This is a genomic window from Pseudomonas sp. B15(2017) (assembly GCF_002113215.1).
Taxonomy (GTDB): Bacteria; Pseudomonadota; Gammaproteobacteria; order Pseudomonadales; family Pseudomonadaceae; genus Aquipseudomonas.
Window position 1 is genome coordinate 74,687 of the sequence record NZ_NEJZ01000001.1, and the last position, 17,476, is coordinate 92,162.

Consider the following 17,476-nt stretch of genomic DNA (forward strand, 5'->3'; position numbering starts at 1 on the left):
AAATGGAAGAAAGCACAGGTAACGTTTATCAAGACCTAGGCGTTGGTGATGCATACGAGATGCAGACCAAGGCAGAAGCGGTGATGAAGTTGGCTGCACTGATGGAAACTGCGCAGATGAGCGGAATTGAAGCGGCGGAGAAACTTGAGATATCGCTGGAGAAACTAGAGGGCATGCTCCGAGGACGATTCCGCGATATACCATCCGCCACAATTTCAAAGTACCTGAATCAGATTTCGGAAAAAGAAGCCTGAAAGAGCGGTTCGCTCCGATGGGGAGCGAGCCCGAGAAACTCGTCAGGCCCCTTGAACCACCGCCTCACTCTCCCCTTCAACCTCCAACCACCACGCATTCCCGCGTTGCGGTTGTGCCAGGTTGAACGCCTCGCCCATTTGAGGGGTGGTAATGGAAACACTGCGCTCCCAGGCCAGCGCCAGAATGCGATCAAACGGTTCATGCCAGGCATGCATCGCCAGATCGAACGTGCCGTTGTGGATCGGGAATAACCAGCGGCCCTTGAGGTCGATGTGGGCTTGCAGGGTTTCTTCCGGTTGCATGTGCACGTGGGGCCATTCGACGTTGTAGGCGCCGGTTTCCATCAGGGTCAGGTCAAACGGGCCGTACTGTTCGCCGATGCGTTTGAAGCCGTCGAAGTAGCCGCTGTCACCGCTGAAGAAAATCCGTGTGTCGCCGTGGATGATCACCCAGGAAGCCCACAGGGTCTGGTTGCCATCGAACAGACCGCGACCGGAAAAATGCTGCGACGGGGTGGCGATGAAGCGGATGCCGGCGACTTCGGTGCCCTGCCACCAATCGAACTGGTGGATCTTGTCGGCATCGATGCCCCATTTGATCAGGGTGTCGCCGACGCCCAGCGGGGTCAGAAAGACGTTGACCTTGTCGGCCAGTTTCAACACCGCTTCGTAGTCTAGGTGGTCGTAGTGGTTGTGCGACAGGATCACCGCTTCGATCGGCGGCAATTCGTCGATGCTGATCGGTGGTTGGTGAAAGCGTTTCGGCCCGGCCCATTGCACCGGCGAGGCACGCTCGGCGAACACCGGGTCGGTGATCCAGAATTTGTCTTGCAGTTTGAGCAGCAGGGTCGAGTGACCGAGGCGATAAACGCTGTGGTTGGGCGCCGCGATCAGGTCCGCGCGGGTCAGTGGCTGCACCGGAATGGCCGCGGCCGGCCGGGTGTTGCGCGGTTTGTGGAAGATCATGTTCCACATGATTCGTAGCATCTTGCGCACACCTTCACGCTGCACCGGCGCATGGTTGCGGAATACGCCTTCGGCTTGACGCGAAGGTTCAGGAGTTTGACTGCCCGCAGAAGCAATGGATTTGGCCATGACTGAATGACTCCGGAAACACCGCGCAATTCACGGATTCCCACGGTGGGACGATAATGGCCAAGGCACGCACGCATCAGCCGGACATCTGGTTTTAGGTTGCACCGATTAACGCAGCATTACACTGACCGGTGTACTTTCTAGGTTGCATCAATCCTGGTGACAAGTAAACTGCCGAGTGTAATTTCACCCTTTTCCTGCCGAATCGAATTTATGACAGCCCCCCAGCGCCTCACCGACCGTAAACGCGAAGCCATCATCCAGGCTGCGATCACCGAATTCCGTACCAACGGTTTCGAGGTCACCAGCATGGACAGGATTGCGGCCACTGCCGGGGTGTCGAAGCGCACGGTGTACAACCATTTCCCCAGCAAGGAAGAGCTGTTCGCCGAAATTCTCAACCAGTTGTGGGCACGGATCAGCACCGAGCAAGCCGTGTCGTACCAGCCCGACCAGCCATTGCGCGATCAATTGCGAACGATGCTGCTGGCCAAACTGCAGACGATGGCAGACGACAACTTCATGAACCTGGCCCGGGTCGCTATCGCCGCCGCGATCCACTCCCCCGAGCGCGCGCAAAACATGGTGGCGCGCATGGGCGAACGTGAGGAAAGCGTGACCGTGTGGATTCGTGCCGCCCAGGCCGACGGTCGGTTGAAACCGGTTGATCCGGAGTTCGCCGCGCATCAGGTGCAGGGGTTGTTGAAGGCGTTTGCATTCTGGCCGCAGATCTCCATGGGCCAGCCCTCACTCGACAGCACCACGCAAAATGCCGTGGTCGACTCTGCACTCGATATGTTTCTGGCCTGTTATCAGCTCTAGACAAGGACCTGCGCCACGGTAAATGGCTCATAAGGACACTGAATTTTCCCGCTGGAATAAATGACAATGTCTGCCTTTGGCCGATGAACGGTCTGTCTGAAGAATGACACTGCAAAGTGTTTCAGAATGAATCTGGCGCAGAACATCATGGAAAACCAACGCGGCAAAGGCTTGTCATTCGCCAAGCGCATTTACTTGCCACGGGCCATCGGGTTGGGCATCGGTTTTTTCAGTGTCAGTGCAGCGCTGTATCCATTGAACATGCCGGGCTGGCTCTGGGCGCTGTTGCTGTTCAACGGTTTTCTCTGGCCTCACGTGGCCTATCAATGGTCGACCCGCTCGGCTTTCCCCTATCGCGCCGAACGCCGCAACCTGCTTTATGACTCGGTTTGCGGCGGCTTCTGGACCGCGTGCTTCCAGTTCAATCCGCTGACCACAGTAACCATTCTGTCGATGATGACCATGAACAACGTGGCCGCCGGCGGCCAGCGCCTGTTCCTGCTCGGCGCCCTCGCTCAGGTGATCGGCGTGCTGCTGGGCTGGTCAGTGTTCGGCGTCCATTTCACCCTGACGGCCACGCCGATTCAGGTTTGGGCCTGCCTGCCAATGCTGACCCTTTATCCGTTGGCGCTGGGCATGGTCTGTTACCGGTTGGCGATCAAACTCGCCGAACACAAACGCACCCTGAGCGCCCGAAGCCGCACCGACAGCCTGACCGGACTGCTCAACCACGGTGCCTGGAAAGACCTGCTGCATCTCAAGTTCCAGCAGTGCCGACAACACAATTCCCAAGCCATTCTGGCGCTGATCGACATCGATCATTTCAAGTCGATCAACGACAGTTACGGGCACATCGTCGGCGATGCGGTGCTGCGGCAATTGAGTCGCGAGCTGAAATTCGTGCTCGACGAAAGCGAGCTGGCCGGGCGTTACGGCGGCGATGAATTCTGCGTCATCTTGCCCAACCTGCCACTGAACAAGGCCGAAGCACTCATGGAGCAATTGCGTCAGAGGATGGATCGTTATCGCCACCCCGATGTCGCCGAACTGCGCGTCAGCCTGAGCATCGGCCTCGCCCGCTATCAGACCCTCTACGCCGACGCCCTTGAGTGGTTCGACGATGCCGACAAGGCGCTATACACCGCCAAGCACGCGGGACGTAACACGATCAGCGTAGCGTTGAGCCGATCCAGCGCCTGAAAAAACTTGTACAAAATTGAAAAAAATCGATTTCTTGTACAAGTTTATAAAGTTTTGTATAAGTGAGCTCGCCAGCCTGGATGCTGGCACACTGCTGCCAGCCATCGACATGTCTGGCTGACTGACGCGGAAACAGGGAACCCACTATCAGCCCTATTTCCAGAGTGCCTCCAGCATGTTTTTCAATCGCCACAAGACCGTCCTCGCCGATCTCCAAAACACCATTACCGAACAGTCCAGTCTGCTGGAAGCGATCAACCGCTCCATGGCGGTGATCGAATTCGATCTCGACGGCGTCGTGCTCAGTGCCAACGAGAACTTCCTGAAAACCATGGGCTACACGGCTGAACAGGCGATCGGCCAGCCCCATCGCCGCTTCTGCCCGCCAGCGTTTGCCAATGGCCATCAATACACCGAGTTGTGGTCGCGATTGAAAAGCGGCCAGTTCCAGTCCGGCACCTTTGAACGAATCGACAGCCAAGGCCGACCGATCTGGCTCGAGGCCAGCTACAACCCGATCAAGGATGCCTCGGGCCGGGTAGTGAAAGTGGTCAAATACGCCATGGACGTCACCACCAAAGTCCAGCAGGAAAGTGAAGCCAACGCCAAGTTGCAGGCCATCGATCGCGCCATGGCGGTGATCGAATTCGATCTCGACGGCAATATCCTCACTGCCAATCAGAATTTTCTGACGCGCATGGGTTACACACTCGCCGAACTGAAGGGCAAGCATCATCGGCTGTTCTGCCCGGCGGATCTGGTCAACAGCAGCGACTATCAGGACTTCTGGCGCCGGTTGAACCAGGGCGAGTTGTTTCAGGGGCAGTTCGAACGCATCGACAAACGCGGCCAGACCGTGTGGCTGGAAGCCAACTACAACCCGGTCTACGACGCCGCCGGCCGCTTGTGCAAAGTCGTAAAATTCGCGTCCGACGTAACCGCCCGGGTCGAGCAGCATGAGCAGGATGCACGCAGCGCCAGTGCCGCTTATCACATCTCCGTGGCCACCCGAAAAGTCGCCGAGCAAGGCACGCAAGTGATCCAGCAAGCGGCCAGTGAAATGCGCGAAATCGCCGACGACATTGCCGAGTCATCCACACTGATTGCGCAACTGGGCGAGCGCTCCGAACAGATCACCGCCATCGTCAACACCATCCGCGCAATTGCCGACCAGACCAACCTTTTGGCCCTGAACGCCGCCATCGAAGCCGCCCGTGCGGGCGAGCAGGGTCGCGGCTTTGCGGTGGTGGCCGATGAAGTGCGGCAGTTGGCGGCGCGCACCAGCGGCTCGACAGCAGAGATTTCCAATATGATCGGCCTGATCCAGAGTGAAACCCGTCAGGCGATCAAGAGCATGGACGGCACCCGGGGTCGCGCAGCACAGGGTGTTGAACTGGCGGATCAGGCCGGCACGGTAATCCTGCAGATTCGTGACGGCGCCAGCGAGGCGGTGGAAGCCGTAAGCATGTTCGCCAATGAGCGGGCGCGAGGATGAAATCCGCCACCATCGGCTAGCCCCCGGCGCTGGCATCTATTTCGGGAGCCAGCTGCCAGCGCTGAGCACAAGCTCCACGGCGCGGGACTATAGTGTCTTCAGTCCCAAGCGTCACCGAGCCCATCATGACTATCAAACATCCCGAATCGCCTTCCCCTGCCGCCGCCGATCACCTGCGCTTCCACCGCCCCCACGCCCATCTCAACACGACGTTCGGCAACGACAAGTTCGCCTTGCGCGCCGAGGCGTTTGCACGATTCTTCGGCACGCCGACCTTTCTCGGCGCGCAGACTCTGATTGTGGTGCTCTGGATGGGGCTCAACGTCAGCGGCGTAACCGGGTTCGACGCTTACCCGTTCATCCTGTTGAATCTGGCGTTCAGTTTGCAGGCCGCCTATGCCGCCCCGCTGATTCTGCTGGCCCAGACCCGTCAGGCCGCACGGGACAAAGCGCAATCAGAGGCCGACGCACAGCACCGTGAGGCGCTGGCAGTGGCCAACAGCGAACGCCAAGCGGAGGCGGCGAAGAACACTGCGCAACTGCTCGAATTACTGCAGCAGAACACACACCTGACCGAGATGACCAAGGACCTGACCGAGCGCATCGAAATCCTCACACGCGAAGTTCATCAGCACATCCTGCAACAGGAACAACGCCCTTCGTCATGATTCCTCTTCAGGCCAGACGCAACGCCCGCCCCAACTCATCGAACAACGTGACCACCGAGCGCAATGCGCGGCAGTCCGGGCGGGTCAGCAACCAAAGCGCGGTGTCATAACCGTGCAAGGGTTCGCTCAGAGCTTGCAGCCCTTCGTTGATGAGAAAGTCCGGCAACGCCGCCACGCCCAGTCCGGCGCGGACCAGTTCGGTCACAGACAGCATGCTGTTGCAGCGATAACTTGGCGTCACACCCGGCAACTGCTGACGGCGCCAGGCAACGGTCGGGTGATCGGGCAGAAAGTCGTCCGGGGCGATCCAGGTCAGCGCTGCCAGATCGGCCGCTTCAACCTTTTGTAGATAACGCGGACTGGCGCAGACCCGGTAGGAAATCTTCGCCAGCTCCCGTCCGACCAGATGCTCCGGCGGTGTACGCGTCAGGCGCACGGCGATGTCGGCATCACGACGGCTGAGGTTGGCGAAATCGTTGGACGTGCTCAGCTCGATGGTCAGCGCCGGGTAGTTCGGCATGAACTGCGCCAGCGCCGGCAGCAACAGACTTTGCAACACCGAGTCGGTGCAGGTCAGGCGCACCGTGCCGCTGACCACTTCACCGCCCTGCTCCACACCAATACGCGCCGCTTCCAGCGCTTGTTCAGCACGTTCGGCCTGCTCGGCCAGGGTTTGCGCGAGGCTGGTGGGCAGGTAACCGGCGCGGCTTTTTTCGAACAGTTGCTGTCCCAGTGCGGCTTCCAGTCGGCGCACGGCGCGAAACACCGTCGACACATCGACCTTCAGCAGCTGCGCGGCCCGGGCCAGAGAGCCGCCGCGCACTAAAGCGAGGATCAGGGCCAGATCCGGGAAATCCAGTCGGTATTGCGTGGCTGCATTGATCACTTGGGCAAACGCCAATTTTGAGTGCGTGAACGCCAATCTATAGTGAGCGCCATCCCTCAACAAGCACAGCGAGTACTCATGGAATCCAGAGCCCTGCGCGTCGCCCTGATCGGTGATTACGATCCGCAAGTCACCGCCCACCGGGCCATCCCGCTCGCCCTTGGTCTGGCGACGGAGCACCTTCGCCATCCGGTCGATTTCGACTGGTTGGCCACCGACCGAATCCTGCCCGAGACGCCGCTGGAAAATTTCGACGGTTTCTGGTGTGTGCCGGCCAGCCCCTACAAAAGCGAAGTCGGTGCACTGCGAGCCATTCGTTTTGCCCGCGAACAGCAGCGCCCTTTCCTCGGCACCTGCGGCGGTTTTCAGCATGCGGTGCTGGAGTTTTCCCGCAACGTACTGGGTTGGGCCGACGCCGAGCATGGCGAAACTTCACCTGACTCGAGCCGTGCGGTGCTCTCGCCCCTGACGTGTTCACTGGTGGAAGCGGTGGACAGCATCCATCTGGTGCCCGGTTCGTTGATCGCCAAGGCGTACGAAACGTCGGAGATTCGCGAAGGCTATCGCTGCCGCTATGGTGTGAATCCGCAGTTCGAACGGGAGTTGCTGATCCATGATCTGCACGCCGTGGGTCACGATTCGGCAGGTGATCTGCGCGCCATCGAACTGAAAAACCATGTGTTCTTTGTCGCGACGCTGTTCCAGCCGGAACGCGCAGCACTCAAGGGGCAATTGCCACCGCTGGTGCGGGCGTTTGTCGAAGCCTGCGCGGAGCAACCTCGATGAAACCGAACACTGAATGCTTCGCCGTGATCTTCACCTCGACCCGCACCGAGGGTGACAACGGCTACACCGAGGCCTCCGAGCGCATGATGCAATTGGTGGCCGAGCAACCGGGTTTTCTCGGTATCGATTCGATCCGGGGCGCGGACGGCGTGGGGATTACGGTTTCGTACTGGGAGAGTGAGGCGGCGATTCTGGCCTGGCGCGAGCATCCGGAGCACCGGGTGATTCAGGCGCGCGGGCGGGCGGAATGGTATTCGGCGTTTCATACGCGGGTGTGTCGGGTGGAGCGGGAGTATCGGTTTGCTCTGTGAGTATTGAGGCGTGCTCACTGACCTCATCGCGGGCTTGCCCCGGGCGGCGTTCCGACGATGAAGCCAGAAAAGTCACAGCAGAACCTCAGCCCTTCACCAGACTGCGCACCGCCTCAATCTCCGGCACTTCACGCTTGCTCATGTAAACGCGCAACGGCTCGGTGATATTGATCCGGTCGTCGATGTGCTGATCGAGCAGCAACTGGATCAACTCGCGCTTCAACGTCATGGTCTGTTCGGTGGCCGGTGCCCAGACGAATTCGCTGGCGGGAATAATGCCGTCATCGGCCACGTCCATGCCGAACGAGTCCTCACTGAAGCGCACGATGTACTGGCCGGTCTTGCGGTTGAGGCCGACGAAGCCCTTGAGGTCGTCGGCCGCCTGGCAGATGAGTTGCGATGTGATGCGCATGGTAAACCTCACGAAAAGGATCGATGGTCTACACGCAGGGCAATGAGAGGCGCGCCCTCTGCCGGGGCGGTTGCCGTGCCCAAGCGTACTGCAAACGAACGCACAAAAGTGCGGAAATATTCGTTTTCAGTACGTTTATGTCGGTCTCGCGATAGCACGTTTTCGTTTGAGTTGCTAAAAGGTACATCTTCGAAAATACCTGCGAAAGGACCTCGACATGCCCGCCACGTTCACCAAAAGCGCACTGCTGCTGAGCCTGATGCTCGGCCTCGGCCAGGCTCATGCCGCCGCCCAGCCAAGCCCTGCTGCGCTCGCTGCCTCCGAGGGCATTCCGCGTCCGGCGGTGATCGCCCACCGTGGCGCGTCCTTCGATGCCCCGGAATCCACTGCCGCCTCCTACAAACTGGCCCGCGACCTGGGCGCCGATTACCTGGAAATGGACTTGCAGCGCAGCAAGGACGGCGTGCTGTTCGCCCTGCACGATGACAATCTGCAGCGCACCACCGACGTCGCCACCAAGTTTCCGGAGCGCAAGGACAGCCCGGCCAATGCCTTCACCATGGCCGAACTGAAAACCCTCGACGCCGGCAGCTGGTACAACGCCAAATACCCGGATCGCGCGCGTCCTTCCTACGTCGGTCTGAAGATTCTGACCCTGGACGAAATCATCGACATCGCCCAGGCCAATCCGAAGCACAAGCCGGGTCTGTACATCGAAACCAAGGAGCCGAAACTGTTCCCGGGGATCGAGCATGACCTGAAGGAAAAACTCCAGGATCGCGGCTGGCTCAGCCCGGCCGGTTCGAAACTGGCGAAAAGCGCTCTCGGTGTCGGCCAGGGTAAAGGCAAGGTGATCCTGCAAACCTTCGAAAAGAGCAGCCTTGAAATGCTGCAGAAGGAAATGCCGCAGGTGCCAAAAATCCTGCTGCTGTGGGTGGGCGAAGGCAGCATCGAGCCGAAATCCAAAGTGACCTTTGCCGAATCCGGCGAGAAGGACAAGAACGCGTTCTACGGCAAGCAAGAGCCGAAATCCGAGGCCGAATTCAAGCAGTGGATCGACTACGCCAAGGCCCAGGGCGCCATCGGCACCGGCCCTTCGGCGAAGCTGACCCACGGCGGCGATCAGAGCTATTCGGACCTGGTGCAGCCATGGATGAACCAGTACACCCACGACAAGGGAATGCTGGTGCACGTCTACACCGTGGATGAGCCGGTGGACTTCGAGAAGGTCATGGACTCCGGCGTCGACGGCATCTTCACCAACCGCGCCAGCGAACTGTTGAAGTTCTATAAACGCCCGGCCGCCGCCAGTGTGGATCAGGTGTTGAAGAACAACGGCTTCTGATCTGCAAATCAGGGCGTCAGTACCGCGAGCAGGCTCGCTCCCTAGAGGAGTCCGGCCTGCTCGCTGCGTTTTAAGGGTGAATTAAGTTGCGGCGATTAACCTGAACTCACTTAAACGAATCACCCAAAGGAATAACCCATGAAAACCCTGACTGCCCTGTTTACCGCTGCCGCCCTGACCCTCACCGCTGGCCTGGCCCAGGCTGACGTTCGCGTCGACCAGATCCCGCAACTGGTCAAGGAAGGCAAGATCAAGTCGCTGGAGTCGATGAACGAACAAGCGCTGAAACTGCATCCGGGTGCGACCATTACCGACACGGATCTGGATAACCACTTCAATGGTTATGAGTACGAAGTTGAATTGCGTACGGCTGATGGCAAAGAGTTCGATGTGGACTTCGACGCAACGACCGGCAAGGTGCTGACCAACAAGCAAGACACTTGATTGGCTGATAAGACAAAGCCGCACGATTAATAAATCGTGCGGCTTTTTTGTGTCCGCAAATTATGCGGAGGTACTGACCAGCGAGCCTGACGTACTCGAATCCGAATCCTGCAACGCCTGCAACAACGCCGCCGTTGCCGTTTGCAACGACGCCGAGGTGCTGGTGACCTGAGCTTGCGCGGCGGCGACCTCGGTCATCCTGGCCTGATCACTTTCCTTTTTGGCCTGAGCCGCTTGCAGCGCCTGTTGCTCTTCCTGCAACTGCTTCTGCAACTCGGCAATCTGCTTGCGCAGTTCTTTCACGGTGTCCGATTCATCGCTGCTGGAATTGCTGTCCCCCGCCGGCGCCGCACCACCGCCCGCCGCAACTTTACTGGTATCGGCTTTCACCCCGGTGCTGGCCGCCGCCGTGGTCGAGGTGTCGTCGCCCGTATCGGCAATCGAGGTTTTGCTGGTGGGCGTGGTGACGGTCTGATTGATCGAAACAGACGTGATGCTGACCATGGGAAATCTCCAATGCCGGTTATAGATGACCGGGCATCGGCGGCGGTCTGCACGAATTGAGATCGACTGTGTACCGACTCGGTAACCGAACCGGTACACAGTCACTGGCCGGTCAGACGCTCAGGCGCGCGGTGACGTCGTTCAGTTGGCCCGACAGGCCGTGCAGGTTCCGGCTGGCGCTTTCGGTGCGCTGCACGTTGTCGAGGTTGGTGCTGGCGATCGAGGTGATCTCGGTCAGGTTGCGCGAGATGTCTTCGGCCACCGAGGTCTGTTCTTCAGCCGCCGTGGCGATCTGGCGGTTCATGTCGCGGATCGCTTCCACCGCGTGGGTGATGCGCTCGAGCATGGCGCCGGCCTGGGTCACTTGCTCGACGCTTTCATCGCTGCGGGTCTGGCCGCTGTCGATGGCCTGGGCAGCGTCCACCGCACCGGTCTGCACGCTGTGGATGATCTGGTTGATCTCGATGATCGACTCCGCCGTGCGCTGCGCGAGGTTGCGCACTTCATCAGCGACCACCGCAAAACCACGCCCGGCTTCCCCGGCCCGGGCCGCTTCGATGGCGGCGTTGAGCGCCAGCAGGTTGGTCTGCTCGGCGATCCCGCGAATCACTTCCAGCACCTTGCCGATGCGGCCGCTGTCGGCTTCCAGACGCCGGATGACCGTGGCGGTGTTGGCGATTTCACCGCGCATCTGGGTGATGCTGTGGATGGTGCTCTGCATGACCTTCTCGCCCTGTTGCGCGGACTGGTCGGCATCGTCGGCAGCACGCGCAGCGTCAGCCGCATGACGGGCGACTTCCTGAGCGGTGGCGGACATTTCGTTCATCGCCGTGGCCACCTGATCGGTGCGGTTGAACTGCTCGTTGGTGCCGCCGGCCATCAGCGTGGCGATGGCGTTCAACTCGCCGCTGGCACTGTCCAGATCCCTGGCGCTGCGTTGCAGGTGATTGAAGGTTTCGGCGAGGAAATCGCGCAGGGTGTTGGCGGCAGCCGCCAGGTTACCCAGCTCGTCCTGACGGTCGCTGGCCACGCGCTCGACCAGACGGCCCTTGCTCAACTGGGTGACGTAGTCGATGAGTTTGCGGATCGGTTCGACCAGATTTCGGTTGACCAGCCACAGGCTCAGCAAACCGATCAGCAGGCCCGACGCAAGCATCACCAGCAGCCCCAGCCAAACGGTGCGATCGGCACTGGCGCTGATCTGCGCCGATTGTTCGGTGCCCTGCTTGCGCAGCTCGGCCACCAGTTCACTCATCTGGTCGCTGGCGGCTCGGTCGACGCCTTTGACGGCAGCGTCGCCAGCGGTCGGATCGGCACCGGCGGCGACGTAGGCATCGCGACCCTTCTGATACGCAGCACCGAGCTGACGATGTTCTTCGCGCAGACGTTCGATGCGGGTTTTCAGTGCAGGCTCAAGGCTTTTCTGATTCGCAAGCTCACCGAGGATGCCCTGCACATCGCGCTGACGGTCTTCGAACTGGCTCCAGTATTTGGCCAGATCCGCCGGTTGCTTGCCGCGCAGCAGAACGTTTTTCCACTCCTGGACCTGCACCTTGAATTGCAGGTTGGCTTCGTCGATCAGTTGCGAGGCGTGCAAGGGGCCGGCGATCAACTGGCTGTAACTCTGCACGCCGTTGGACAGGAAGTGAAAACAAGCCAGCGCGATCAACAGCATCGCCAGCAGGCTGCCGCTCAGCAGGGCAAGAATTTGCGCTCTCAGGGATTTTTGCAGCATCGCAGGTACTCGGGACAGGGATGAGGCACGTCCGGCAAGACGTGATTTTTTAACCGGACATCCCTGTCGGCGAACCTTGGCTCTTGGCCGAAGGCGCGCAACCTAACCCATGCGTGATCGGCGTGCCAGAGCCCTTCTTTAGAAATATCCGACCGCCGGTAACGCATTGATTTGACATCATTTTGCTGTCACACAAGTGTCATGTGACATTGCGATGATGCGGCTCAGGTGAATCTGCAAATCCCGCGACAGACGCCTCCTCGCAGCGAGCCTTCATGAACCACAGCCTCGATATCAGTCATCGTGATCCTGACCTGTTCGGCCTGCTTTACGGTTTTCGGTTTCGCCCCGGTGAACGCGGGCGCGAGGTGGATTCGGCGACCGCCCTGCGCTGCCTGCAAGACGACAGCGAGGGCGATGAATTTCTCTGGCTGCACCTGAACCTGGCCCACGCCGCGTGCGAGCGCTGGATGAAAAGCCATCTGCAATTGCCCGAAGAGTTTTTCGAAGCGCTGCACGAAGGCTCGCGCTCGACGCGCATCGAGCATGTCGATTCGGCGTTGCTGGCAGTGGTCAACGACGTGGTGTTCAACCTCAGCAGCATGGTGTCGTCGGACGTGTCGACGCTGTGGGTCTGCGTGCGCAGCAAACTGATCGTCAGTGCGCGCCTGCAACCGCTGCACTCGGTGGACAAGCTGCGTTCTTCGGTGAAGTCCGGCGAGTGCTTTCGTTCGCCGCTGGAACTGCTGGTGCATCTGCTGCGTGATCAGGGTGAAGTGCTGACCCAGATCGTGCGCAAGACCAGCATGAGCGTCGATCAGGTCGAAGACGAATTACTCTCCTCGCGACTCTCGACCAACCGCGCCGAACTCGGCGCCAACCGCCGGGTGCTGGTGCGCCTGCAACGATTGCTGGCGCTGGAGCCGGGTTCGCTGCTGCGCCTGCTCAACCGGCCGCCGCCGTGGTTGCAGAAGGAAGACGTGAAGGAGCTGCGCAAATCCACCGAGGAGTTCGCGCTGATCATCAACGACCTCACCGCCCTCGGCGAGCGGATCAAGCTGTTGCAGGAAGAGATCGCCGCCAACCTCAACGAACAGAGCAACCGCACCCTGTTTACCCTGACCGTGGTCACGGTACTGGCGCTGCCGATCAACATCATTGCCGGTTTCTTCGGCATGAACGTCGGCGGTGTGCCGCTGGCCACCGATCCCGAAGGGTTCTGGATTCTGGTGGCGCTGGTGGCGACGTTCACCGTGATCGCCGGGCGCTGGGCGTTTCGCAAGCGACGGGATTATTAAGAGCCGATCTCCTTGTGCCGCTCGTTCCCACGCTCCGCGTGGGAATGCCGCCCGGGACGCTCCGCGTCCCTGTGACGCAGAGCGTCACCTTATGCATTCCCACGCGGAGCGTGGGAACGATCATCATCCTTCAGATCAGCGGTGAAGCTAAAACCCCAAACACTGATCTATCGCAGATTCTCTGTAATATTTAGCAACGATCATGGGCAACACTCCTTCCCCCGCTCAGGATTGTCCGCCCATGGCTACTCCCTCCCTGACCGCCAGCCCGGCCTCCGCTGCCAGTGGCAGACCGGTCCTCGACAAGAAAACCGGCCCGTTCACCTACGTGGTGTTTTTTGCGGTGCTGGCGATGGGGCTGCTGTTCACCGCCTACAGCCTGATGCACGACATGCACCAACTCGGCACGGTGGTCACCACCTGGACCCCTTTTCTGCTGCTCGGCGTGGCGCTGTTGATTGCGCTGGGCTTCGAGTTCGTCAACGGTTTCCACGACACCGCCAACGCCGTGGCCACGGTGATTTACACCCATTCGATGCCGCCGTATTTCGCGGTGGTCTGGTCGGGGTTCTTCAACTTCCTCGGCGTGTTGCTGTCGAGCGGCGCGGTGGCGTTCGGCATCATCGCGCTGCTGCCGGTGGAGCTGATTCTGCAGGTCGGTTCGTCCGCCGGTTTCGCGATGATCTTCGCCCTGCTGATCGCGGCGATTCTGTGGAACCTCGGCACCTGGTGGCTGGGCTTGCCGGCTTCGTCGTCGCACACGCTGATCGGTTCGATCATCGGCGTCGGCGTGGCCAACGCGTTGATGCATGGCCGCGACGGCACCAGCGGTGTGGACTGGGCCCAGGCGACCAAGATCGGTTACGCCCTGCTTCTTTCGCCGCTGGTGGGTTTCGGTTGTGCGGCGCTGTTGCTGCTGGCGTTGCGCGCATTCGTGAAGAACCGTTCGCTGTACAAGGCACCGAAAGGCAACACCCCGCCGCCGTGGTGGATTCGCGGTCTGCTGATTGCGACCTGCACCGGCGTCTCGTTCGCCCACGGCTCCAACGACGGACAGAAAGGCATGGGCCTGATCATGCTGATTCTGGTCGGTACGCTGCCGATGGCTTATGCGCTGAACCGCACCATGCCTGCCGATCAGACGTTGCAGTTCGCGGCGGTGGCCGAGGTCACCCAGCAGGCGCTGGTGAAAAGCGCCCCGCTGCCGGCCCCGGCCGATCCGCGTCCGGTGCTCTCGGATTACGTGCGCAGCAAGCAAGCCACGCCGCAACTGATCCCGGCCCTTGCTTCCCTGACCGGACACATCGGTGAAGAAGTCAAAGGCTACGGCTCGCTGGCGAAAGTGCCGGCCGAGGCCATGGGCAACGTGCGTAACGACATGTACCTGGCCAGCGAAACCATTCGCCTGATGGACAAGAGCAAGGTCGGTAACTTCGACGCCGATACCACCGGCAAGCTGCAGTTGTTCAAACAGCAGATCGACAACGCCACGCGGTTTATTCCGTTGTGGGTGAAGATTGCCGTGGCGATCGCGTTGGGGCTGGGCACCATGGTCGGCTGGAAGCGGATCGTGGTCACGGTCGGCGAGAAGATCGGCAAGACCCACCTGACCTACGCCCAGGGCGCTTCGGCAGAAACGGTTGCGATGCTGACCATTGGCGCCGCCGACATGTTCGGTCTGCCGGTGTCGACCACTCATGTGTTGTCCTCGGGCGTGGCCGGGACCATGGTCGCCAACGGTGGCGGCCTGCAGATGAAGACCATCCGCAATCTGCTGATGGCGTGGGTGCTGACCTTGCCGGCGGCGATTGTGCTGTCGGGCAGTCTGTATTGGCTGTTTACCCGGATCTTTTGAACACTTCGGGCTTTTGTGGGAGCTGTTAAAGCGTTGAGCGAATCAAATCCCCCAACCAATCCATGAACACCCGAACCCGCAACGGCAGATGCCGCTGCCTCGCGTACAGCAGTGAAATGCCCATCGCCGGCGCGGCGTATTGCGGCAGCACGGTGACGATCTCGCCGCTGTCCAGATAGGTGTTCATGCCGGTGCGCGGCACCTGAATCAGACCGAATCCTCCCAGGCACGCCGACTCGTAGGCATCGGTGCTGTTGACCGTCACGCTGCCGGCCATCGGCACGCGATGGACCTGCCCGTCCTGCTCGTAGACAAACCCTTCCGAACGCGAACCGAGCACACCGACGTAGTGCACCAGCCGATGCTGCGCCAGATCCTCAAGCGTTTGCGGCACGCCGTAACGCTCCAGATATGCAGGGCTGGCGCAGTTGATCATGCTGAAATCCCCCAGATGCCGCGCCACCACGGATTGATCCGGCTGCGCGCCGACGCGCAGCACGCAATCGAAACCTTCGGCGAGCAGGTCGACCCGGCGATCGGTGCTGCTGATTTCCAGTTCCAGATTCGGATGACGGGCCATGAACTCCGGCAGCTTCGGCATGATCAGCCGCCGCGACAGAATGTTCGGCATATCGACCCGAATCCGCCCGGTCAGCGACGCTTCGTCCTGACGGAACAGGTTCTCGATTTCGTCCATGTGCGACAGCAGATCCTTGCTGCGCTCGTACAGCGCCAGCCCGTCCTGAGTCGCCTGCACCCGGCGCGTGGTGCGTTGCAGCAGGCGCGTGCCGAGCAGGGTCTCCAGCGCCTGAACCTGTTCGGACACCGTCGAACGCGGCAACCCCAGACTCTCCCCCGCCATCGTGAAACTCGACAATTCGCTGACCCGGACGAAGGTGCGCAGCAGTTCCAGTTTGTTCATGAGCCACCCATTGATTGTTCGGACAATCCGACCAGTGATTCCGGTTTCAGTCTGTTTATCACCTCACGGCGGATAAATAAACTTTGCCCCATCAACCGTCACCGCCAACGAGGAAGACCCATGAACCGCAAAATCGCATTGATCACCGGTGCCAGCCGTGGCCTCGGCAAGAACGCCGCCCTGCACCTCGCCGCCCAAGGCGTGGACATCATCGGCACCTACAACAGCCGCGCCGATGAAGCGCAGTCGTTGGTCGCGGAACTGAAAAATCTCGGCGCCAACGCCGTGATGCTGCAACTGGATGTCGGCCGCAGCGAAGGCTTTACCGATTTCGCCGTGCAAGTCGAACAGGCGCTGCAACAGCTCGATCGTCCGCGCTTCGATTTCCTGATCAACAACGCCGGGATTGGCGTGCATGCGTCCTTCACCGACACCACGCCGGAGCAGTTCGACCTGCTGATGAACGTGCAGTTGAAAGGGCCGTTCTTCCTGACTCAGCAACTGCTGCCGCTGATCAACGATGGCGGGCGGATCATCAACATCTCCAGCGGTCTGGCCCGTTTCACCCTGCCGGGTTATGCCGCTTACGCGGCGATGAAAGGCGCGATGGAAGTGCTGACCCGCTATCAGGCCAAGGAACTGGGCGCGCGGCAGATCGCCGTGAATATCCTGGCCCCGGGCGCCATCGAAACCGACTTCGGCGGCGGCGCGGTGCGCGACAATTCGGCGCTGAACGCGATGGTCGCCAGCAACACCGCGCTGGGTCGTGCGGGTAAGCCGGATGACATTGGCGGCGCGTTGGCGCTGCTGCTGTCGCCGGGGGCGCAGTGGATCAATGGTCAGCGGATTGAAGCGTCGGGCGGGATGTTTCTCTAAACCCTCAACAAAAACCGGACAAAAAAATCGCAGCCCTCTCAGGCTGCGATTTTTTGTTTCAGCTCTGGCAAGCGTTGCGCATCACCAGCCGCTCGCGCACCACGTCATAACCCCAGTGGTAGATGTAGGTGTACGGCAGGAAGAACAGCAGCACGCCGATGTCGAGCAGGAACGCCTGCCACAGACTGACCGACAGCCACCAGGCAATCAGCGGCACGCCCATCACGATCAAACCGCCCTCGAACAGCAGCGCGTGCGCCACCCGCACCCAGGCGTTGTGCGGGATGTTCCAGCGTTTGAGCATGCGATCGAAGAAGCCGTTGAACACCACGTTCCAGCCCAGGGCCAAGAGCGCGATGGCAATGGTGACCGCACCCATTTCGACCAGCGGCTTGCCCATGATCAAGGCCAGCAACGGAGTACAGATCAGGATCGCCAAAAGTTCGAAACCGATGGCCTGGAAAATACGTTCAGTGATGGATTTGTTGGCAGTCATGGCCGAACTCCTCTGTGAAGATGGTTGCCATGATCCAGCACCAAACCGATACTTCAAAACCAATAACCATCG

General features: G+C 60.3%; 18 protein-coding genes and 3 pseudogenes. 13 read left to right on the top strand and 8 right to left on the bottom strand.

The genetic code is table 11. From position 1 onward, the window contains the following. Positions 1 to 2 precede the first annotated feature (2 nt). Positions 3 to 254 (top strand): XRE family transcriptional regulator, encoded by a 252-nt coding sequence (locus CAF73_RS00350; RefSeq protein WP_085701598.1) that lies wholly within the window; start codon positions 3 to 5, stop codon positions 252 to 254. Between the two features lie 42 nt (positions 255 to 296). On the opposite strand, the gene CAF73_RS00355 is transcribed toward CAF73_RS00350, so the two are convergent. After that, positions 297 to 1,349: an MBL fold metallo-hydrolase gene (locus CAF73_RS00355; protein WP_085701599.1), complete on the bottom strand. Its 1,053-nt coding sequence runs from the start codon at positions 1,347 to 1,349 to the stop codon at positions 297 to 299. Positions 1,350 to 1,562: 213 nt separating this feature from the next. On the opposite strand from CAF73_RS00355, the gene CAF73_RS00360 reads away from it, so the two are divergent. The 5 genes and pseudogenes from CAF73_RS00360 (at position 1,563) to CAF73_RS00375 (ending at position 5,534) form a co-directional block, all read left to right on the top strand. Beyond that, the gene (locus CAF73_RS00360; protein WP_085701600.1) at positions 1,563 to 2,171 is read left to right on the top strand and encodes a TetR/AcrR family transcriptional regulator; all 609 of its coding nucleotides are present in this window, start codon (positions 1,563 to 1,565) and stop codon (positions 2,169 to 2,171) included. Positions 2,172 to 2,318: 147 nt separating this feature from the next. Next, complete coding sequence (locus CAF73_RS00365; RefSeq protein WP_085701833.1) at positions 2,319 to 3,371, top strand: diguanylate cyclase; 1,053 nt, start codon at positions 2,319 to 2,321, stop codon at positions 3,369 to 3,371. A 175-nt stretch (positions 3,372 to 3,546) separates the two neighbouring features. Next, a pseudogene (locus tag CAF73_RS30670) lies at positions 3,547 to 4,320 on the top strand (PAS domain-containing protein); the annotation flags it as partial. 108 nt (positions 4,321 to 4,428) lie between these two features. Further along, a pseudogene (locus tag CAF73_RS30675) lies at positions 4,429 to 4,866 on the top strand (methyl-accepting chemotaxis protein); the annotation flags it as partial. Between the two features lie 125 nt (positions 4,867 to 4,991). Further along, positions 4,992 to 5,534 (top strand): DUF1003 domain-containing protein, encoded by a 543-nt coding sequence (locus CAF73_RS00375; RefSeq protein WP_085697097.1) that lies wholly within the window; start codon positions 4,992 to 4,994, stop codon positions 5,532 to 5,534. A gap of 7 nt (positions 5,535 to 5,541) precedes the next feature. On the opposite strand, the gene CAF73_RS00380 is transcribed toward CAF73_RS00375, so the two are convergent. Further along, the gene (locus tag CAF73_RS00380; RefSeq protein ID WP_085701602.1) at positions 5,542 to 6,483 is read right to left on the bottom strand and encodes a LysR family transcriptional regulator; all 942 of its coding nucleotides are present in this window, start codon (positions 6,481 to 6,483) and stop codon (positions 5,542 to 5,544) included. A gap of 15 nt (positions 6,484 to 6,498) precedes the next feature. Here CAF73_RS00380 and CAF73_RS00385 point away from each other — a divergent pair, with 15 nt between their 5' ends. Continuing rightward, positions 6,499 to 7,206, top strand: coding sequence for a CTP synthase (locus CAF73_RS00385; RefSeq protein ID WP_085701603.1), 708 nt, complete (start codon positions 6,499 to 6,501; stop codon positions 7,204 to 7,206). Further along, positions 7,203 to 7,517: an antibiotic biosynthesis monooxygenase gene (locus CAF73_RS00390; protein WP_085701604.1), complete on the top strand. Its 315-nt coding sequence runs from the start codon at positions 7,203 to 7,205 to the stop codon at positions 7,515 to 7,517. Before CAF73_RS00385 ends, CAF73_RS00390 begins: the two co-directional genes overlap by 4 nt. Positions 7,518 to 7,602: 85 nt before the next feature. On the opposite strand, the gene CAF73_RS00395 is transcribed toward CAF73_RS00390, so the two are convergent. Further along, positions 7,603 to 7,929 carry a DUF2025 family protein gene (locus CAF73_RS00395; RefSeq protein ID WP_085701605.1) on the bottom strand — a complete coding sequence of 109 codons (327 nt, stop codon included), beginning with the start codon at positions 7,927 to 7,929 and terminating at the stop codon, positions 7,603 to 7,605. A gap of 217 nt (positions 7,930 to 8,146) precedes the next feature. On the opposite strand from CAF73_RS00395, the gene CAF73_RS00400 reads away from it, so the two are divergent. Together CAF73_RS00400 and CAF73_RS00405 are read left to right on the top strand one after the other, a co-directional pair. Then, positions 8,147 to 9,274: a glycerophosphodiester phosphodiesterase gene (locus tag CAF73_RS00400; RefSeq protein ID WP_085701606.1), complete on the top strand. Its 1,128-nt coding sequence runs from the start codon at positions 8,147 to 8,149 to the stop codon at positions 9,272 to 9,274. Between the two features lie 138 nt (positions 9,275 to 9,412). Next, entirely contained in the window at positions 9,413 to 9,718 is a 306-nt protein-coding gene (locus CAF73_RS00405) for a PepSY domain-containing protein (protein ID WP_007951089.1), read from the top strand. Between the two features lie 60 nt (positions 9,719 to 9,778). On the opposite strand, the gene CAF73_RS00410 is transcribed toward CAF73_RS00405, so the two are convergent. The 3 genes and pseudogenes from CAF73_RS00410 to CAF73_RS30685 form a co-directional block, all read right to left on the bottom strand. Then, complete coding sequence (locus tag CAF73_RS00410; protein WP_085701607.1) at positions 9,779 to 10,222, bottom strand: hypothetical protein; 444 nt, start codon at positions 10,220 to 10,222, stop codon at positions 9,779 to 9,781. 112 nt (positions 10,223 to 10,334) lie between these two features. Continuing rightward, a complete protein-coding gene (locus CAF73_RS30680) occupies positions 10,335 to 11,102 on the bottom strand; it encodes a methyl-accepting chemotaxis protein (RefSeq protein ID WP_371917914.1) in 768 nt (255 codons plus the stop codon). 165 nt (positions 11,103 to 11,267) lie between these two features. After that, positions 11,268 to 11,957 (bottom strand): annotated as a pseudogene (locus tag CAF73_RS30685) (methyl-accepting chemotaxis protein); the annotation flags it as partial. A gap of 275 nt (positions 11,958 to 12,232) precedes the next feature. Here CAF73_RS30685 and CAF73_RS00420 point away from each other — a divergent pair. Both CAF73_RS00420 and CAF73_RS00425 read left to right on the top strand, forming a co-directional pair. Next, positions 12,233 to 13,255, top strand: coding sequence for a transporter (locus CAF73_RS00420; RefSeq protein ID WP_085606510.1), 1,023 nt, complete (start codon positions 12,233 to 12,235; stop codon positions 13,253 to 13,255). A 241-nt stretch (positions 13,256 to 13,496) separates the two neighbouring features. Further along, positions 13,497 to 15,110: an inorganic phosphate transporter gene (locus CAF73_RS00425; protein ID WP_085701609.1), complete on the top strand. Its 1,614-nt coding sequence runs from the start codon at positions 13,497 to 13,499 to the stop codon at positions 15,108 to 15,110. Positions 15,111 to 15,135: 25 nt separating this feature from the next. Here the strand turns inward: CAF73_RS00425 and CAF73_RS00430 are convergent, their stop codons facing one another. After that, positions 15,136 to 16,032, bottom strand: a complete 897-nt coding sequence (locus CAF73_RS00430; RefSeq protein WP_085701610.1) for a LysR family transcriptional regulator — start codon at positions 16,030 to 16,032, stop codon at positions 15,136 to 15,138. 120 nt (positions 16,033 to 16,152) lie between these two features. On the opposite strand from CAF73_RS00430, the gene CAF73_RS00435 reads away from it, so the two are divergent. Next, a complete protein-coding gene (locus CAF73_RS00435; RefSeq protein ID WP_085701611.1) occupies positions 16,153 to 16,908 on the top strand; it encodes an SDR family NAD(P)-dependent oxidoreductase in 756 nt (251 codons plus the stop codon). A gap of 58 nt (positions 16,909 to 16,966) precedes the next feature. Here CAF73_RS00435 and CAF73_RS00440 read toward each other — a convergent pair whose 3' ends face one another. Continuing rightward, positions 16,967 to 17,404, bottom strand: a complete 438-nt coding sequence (locus CAF73_RS00440; RefSeq protein WP_085701612.1) for a multidrug/biocide efflux PACE transporter — start codon at positions 17,402 to 17,404, stop codon at positions 16,967 to 16,969. Positions 17,405 to 17,476: the final 72 nt, after the last annotated feature.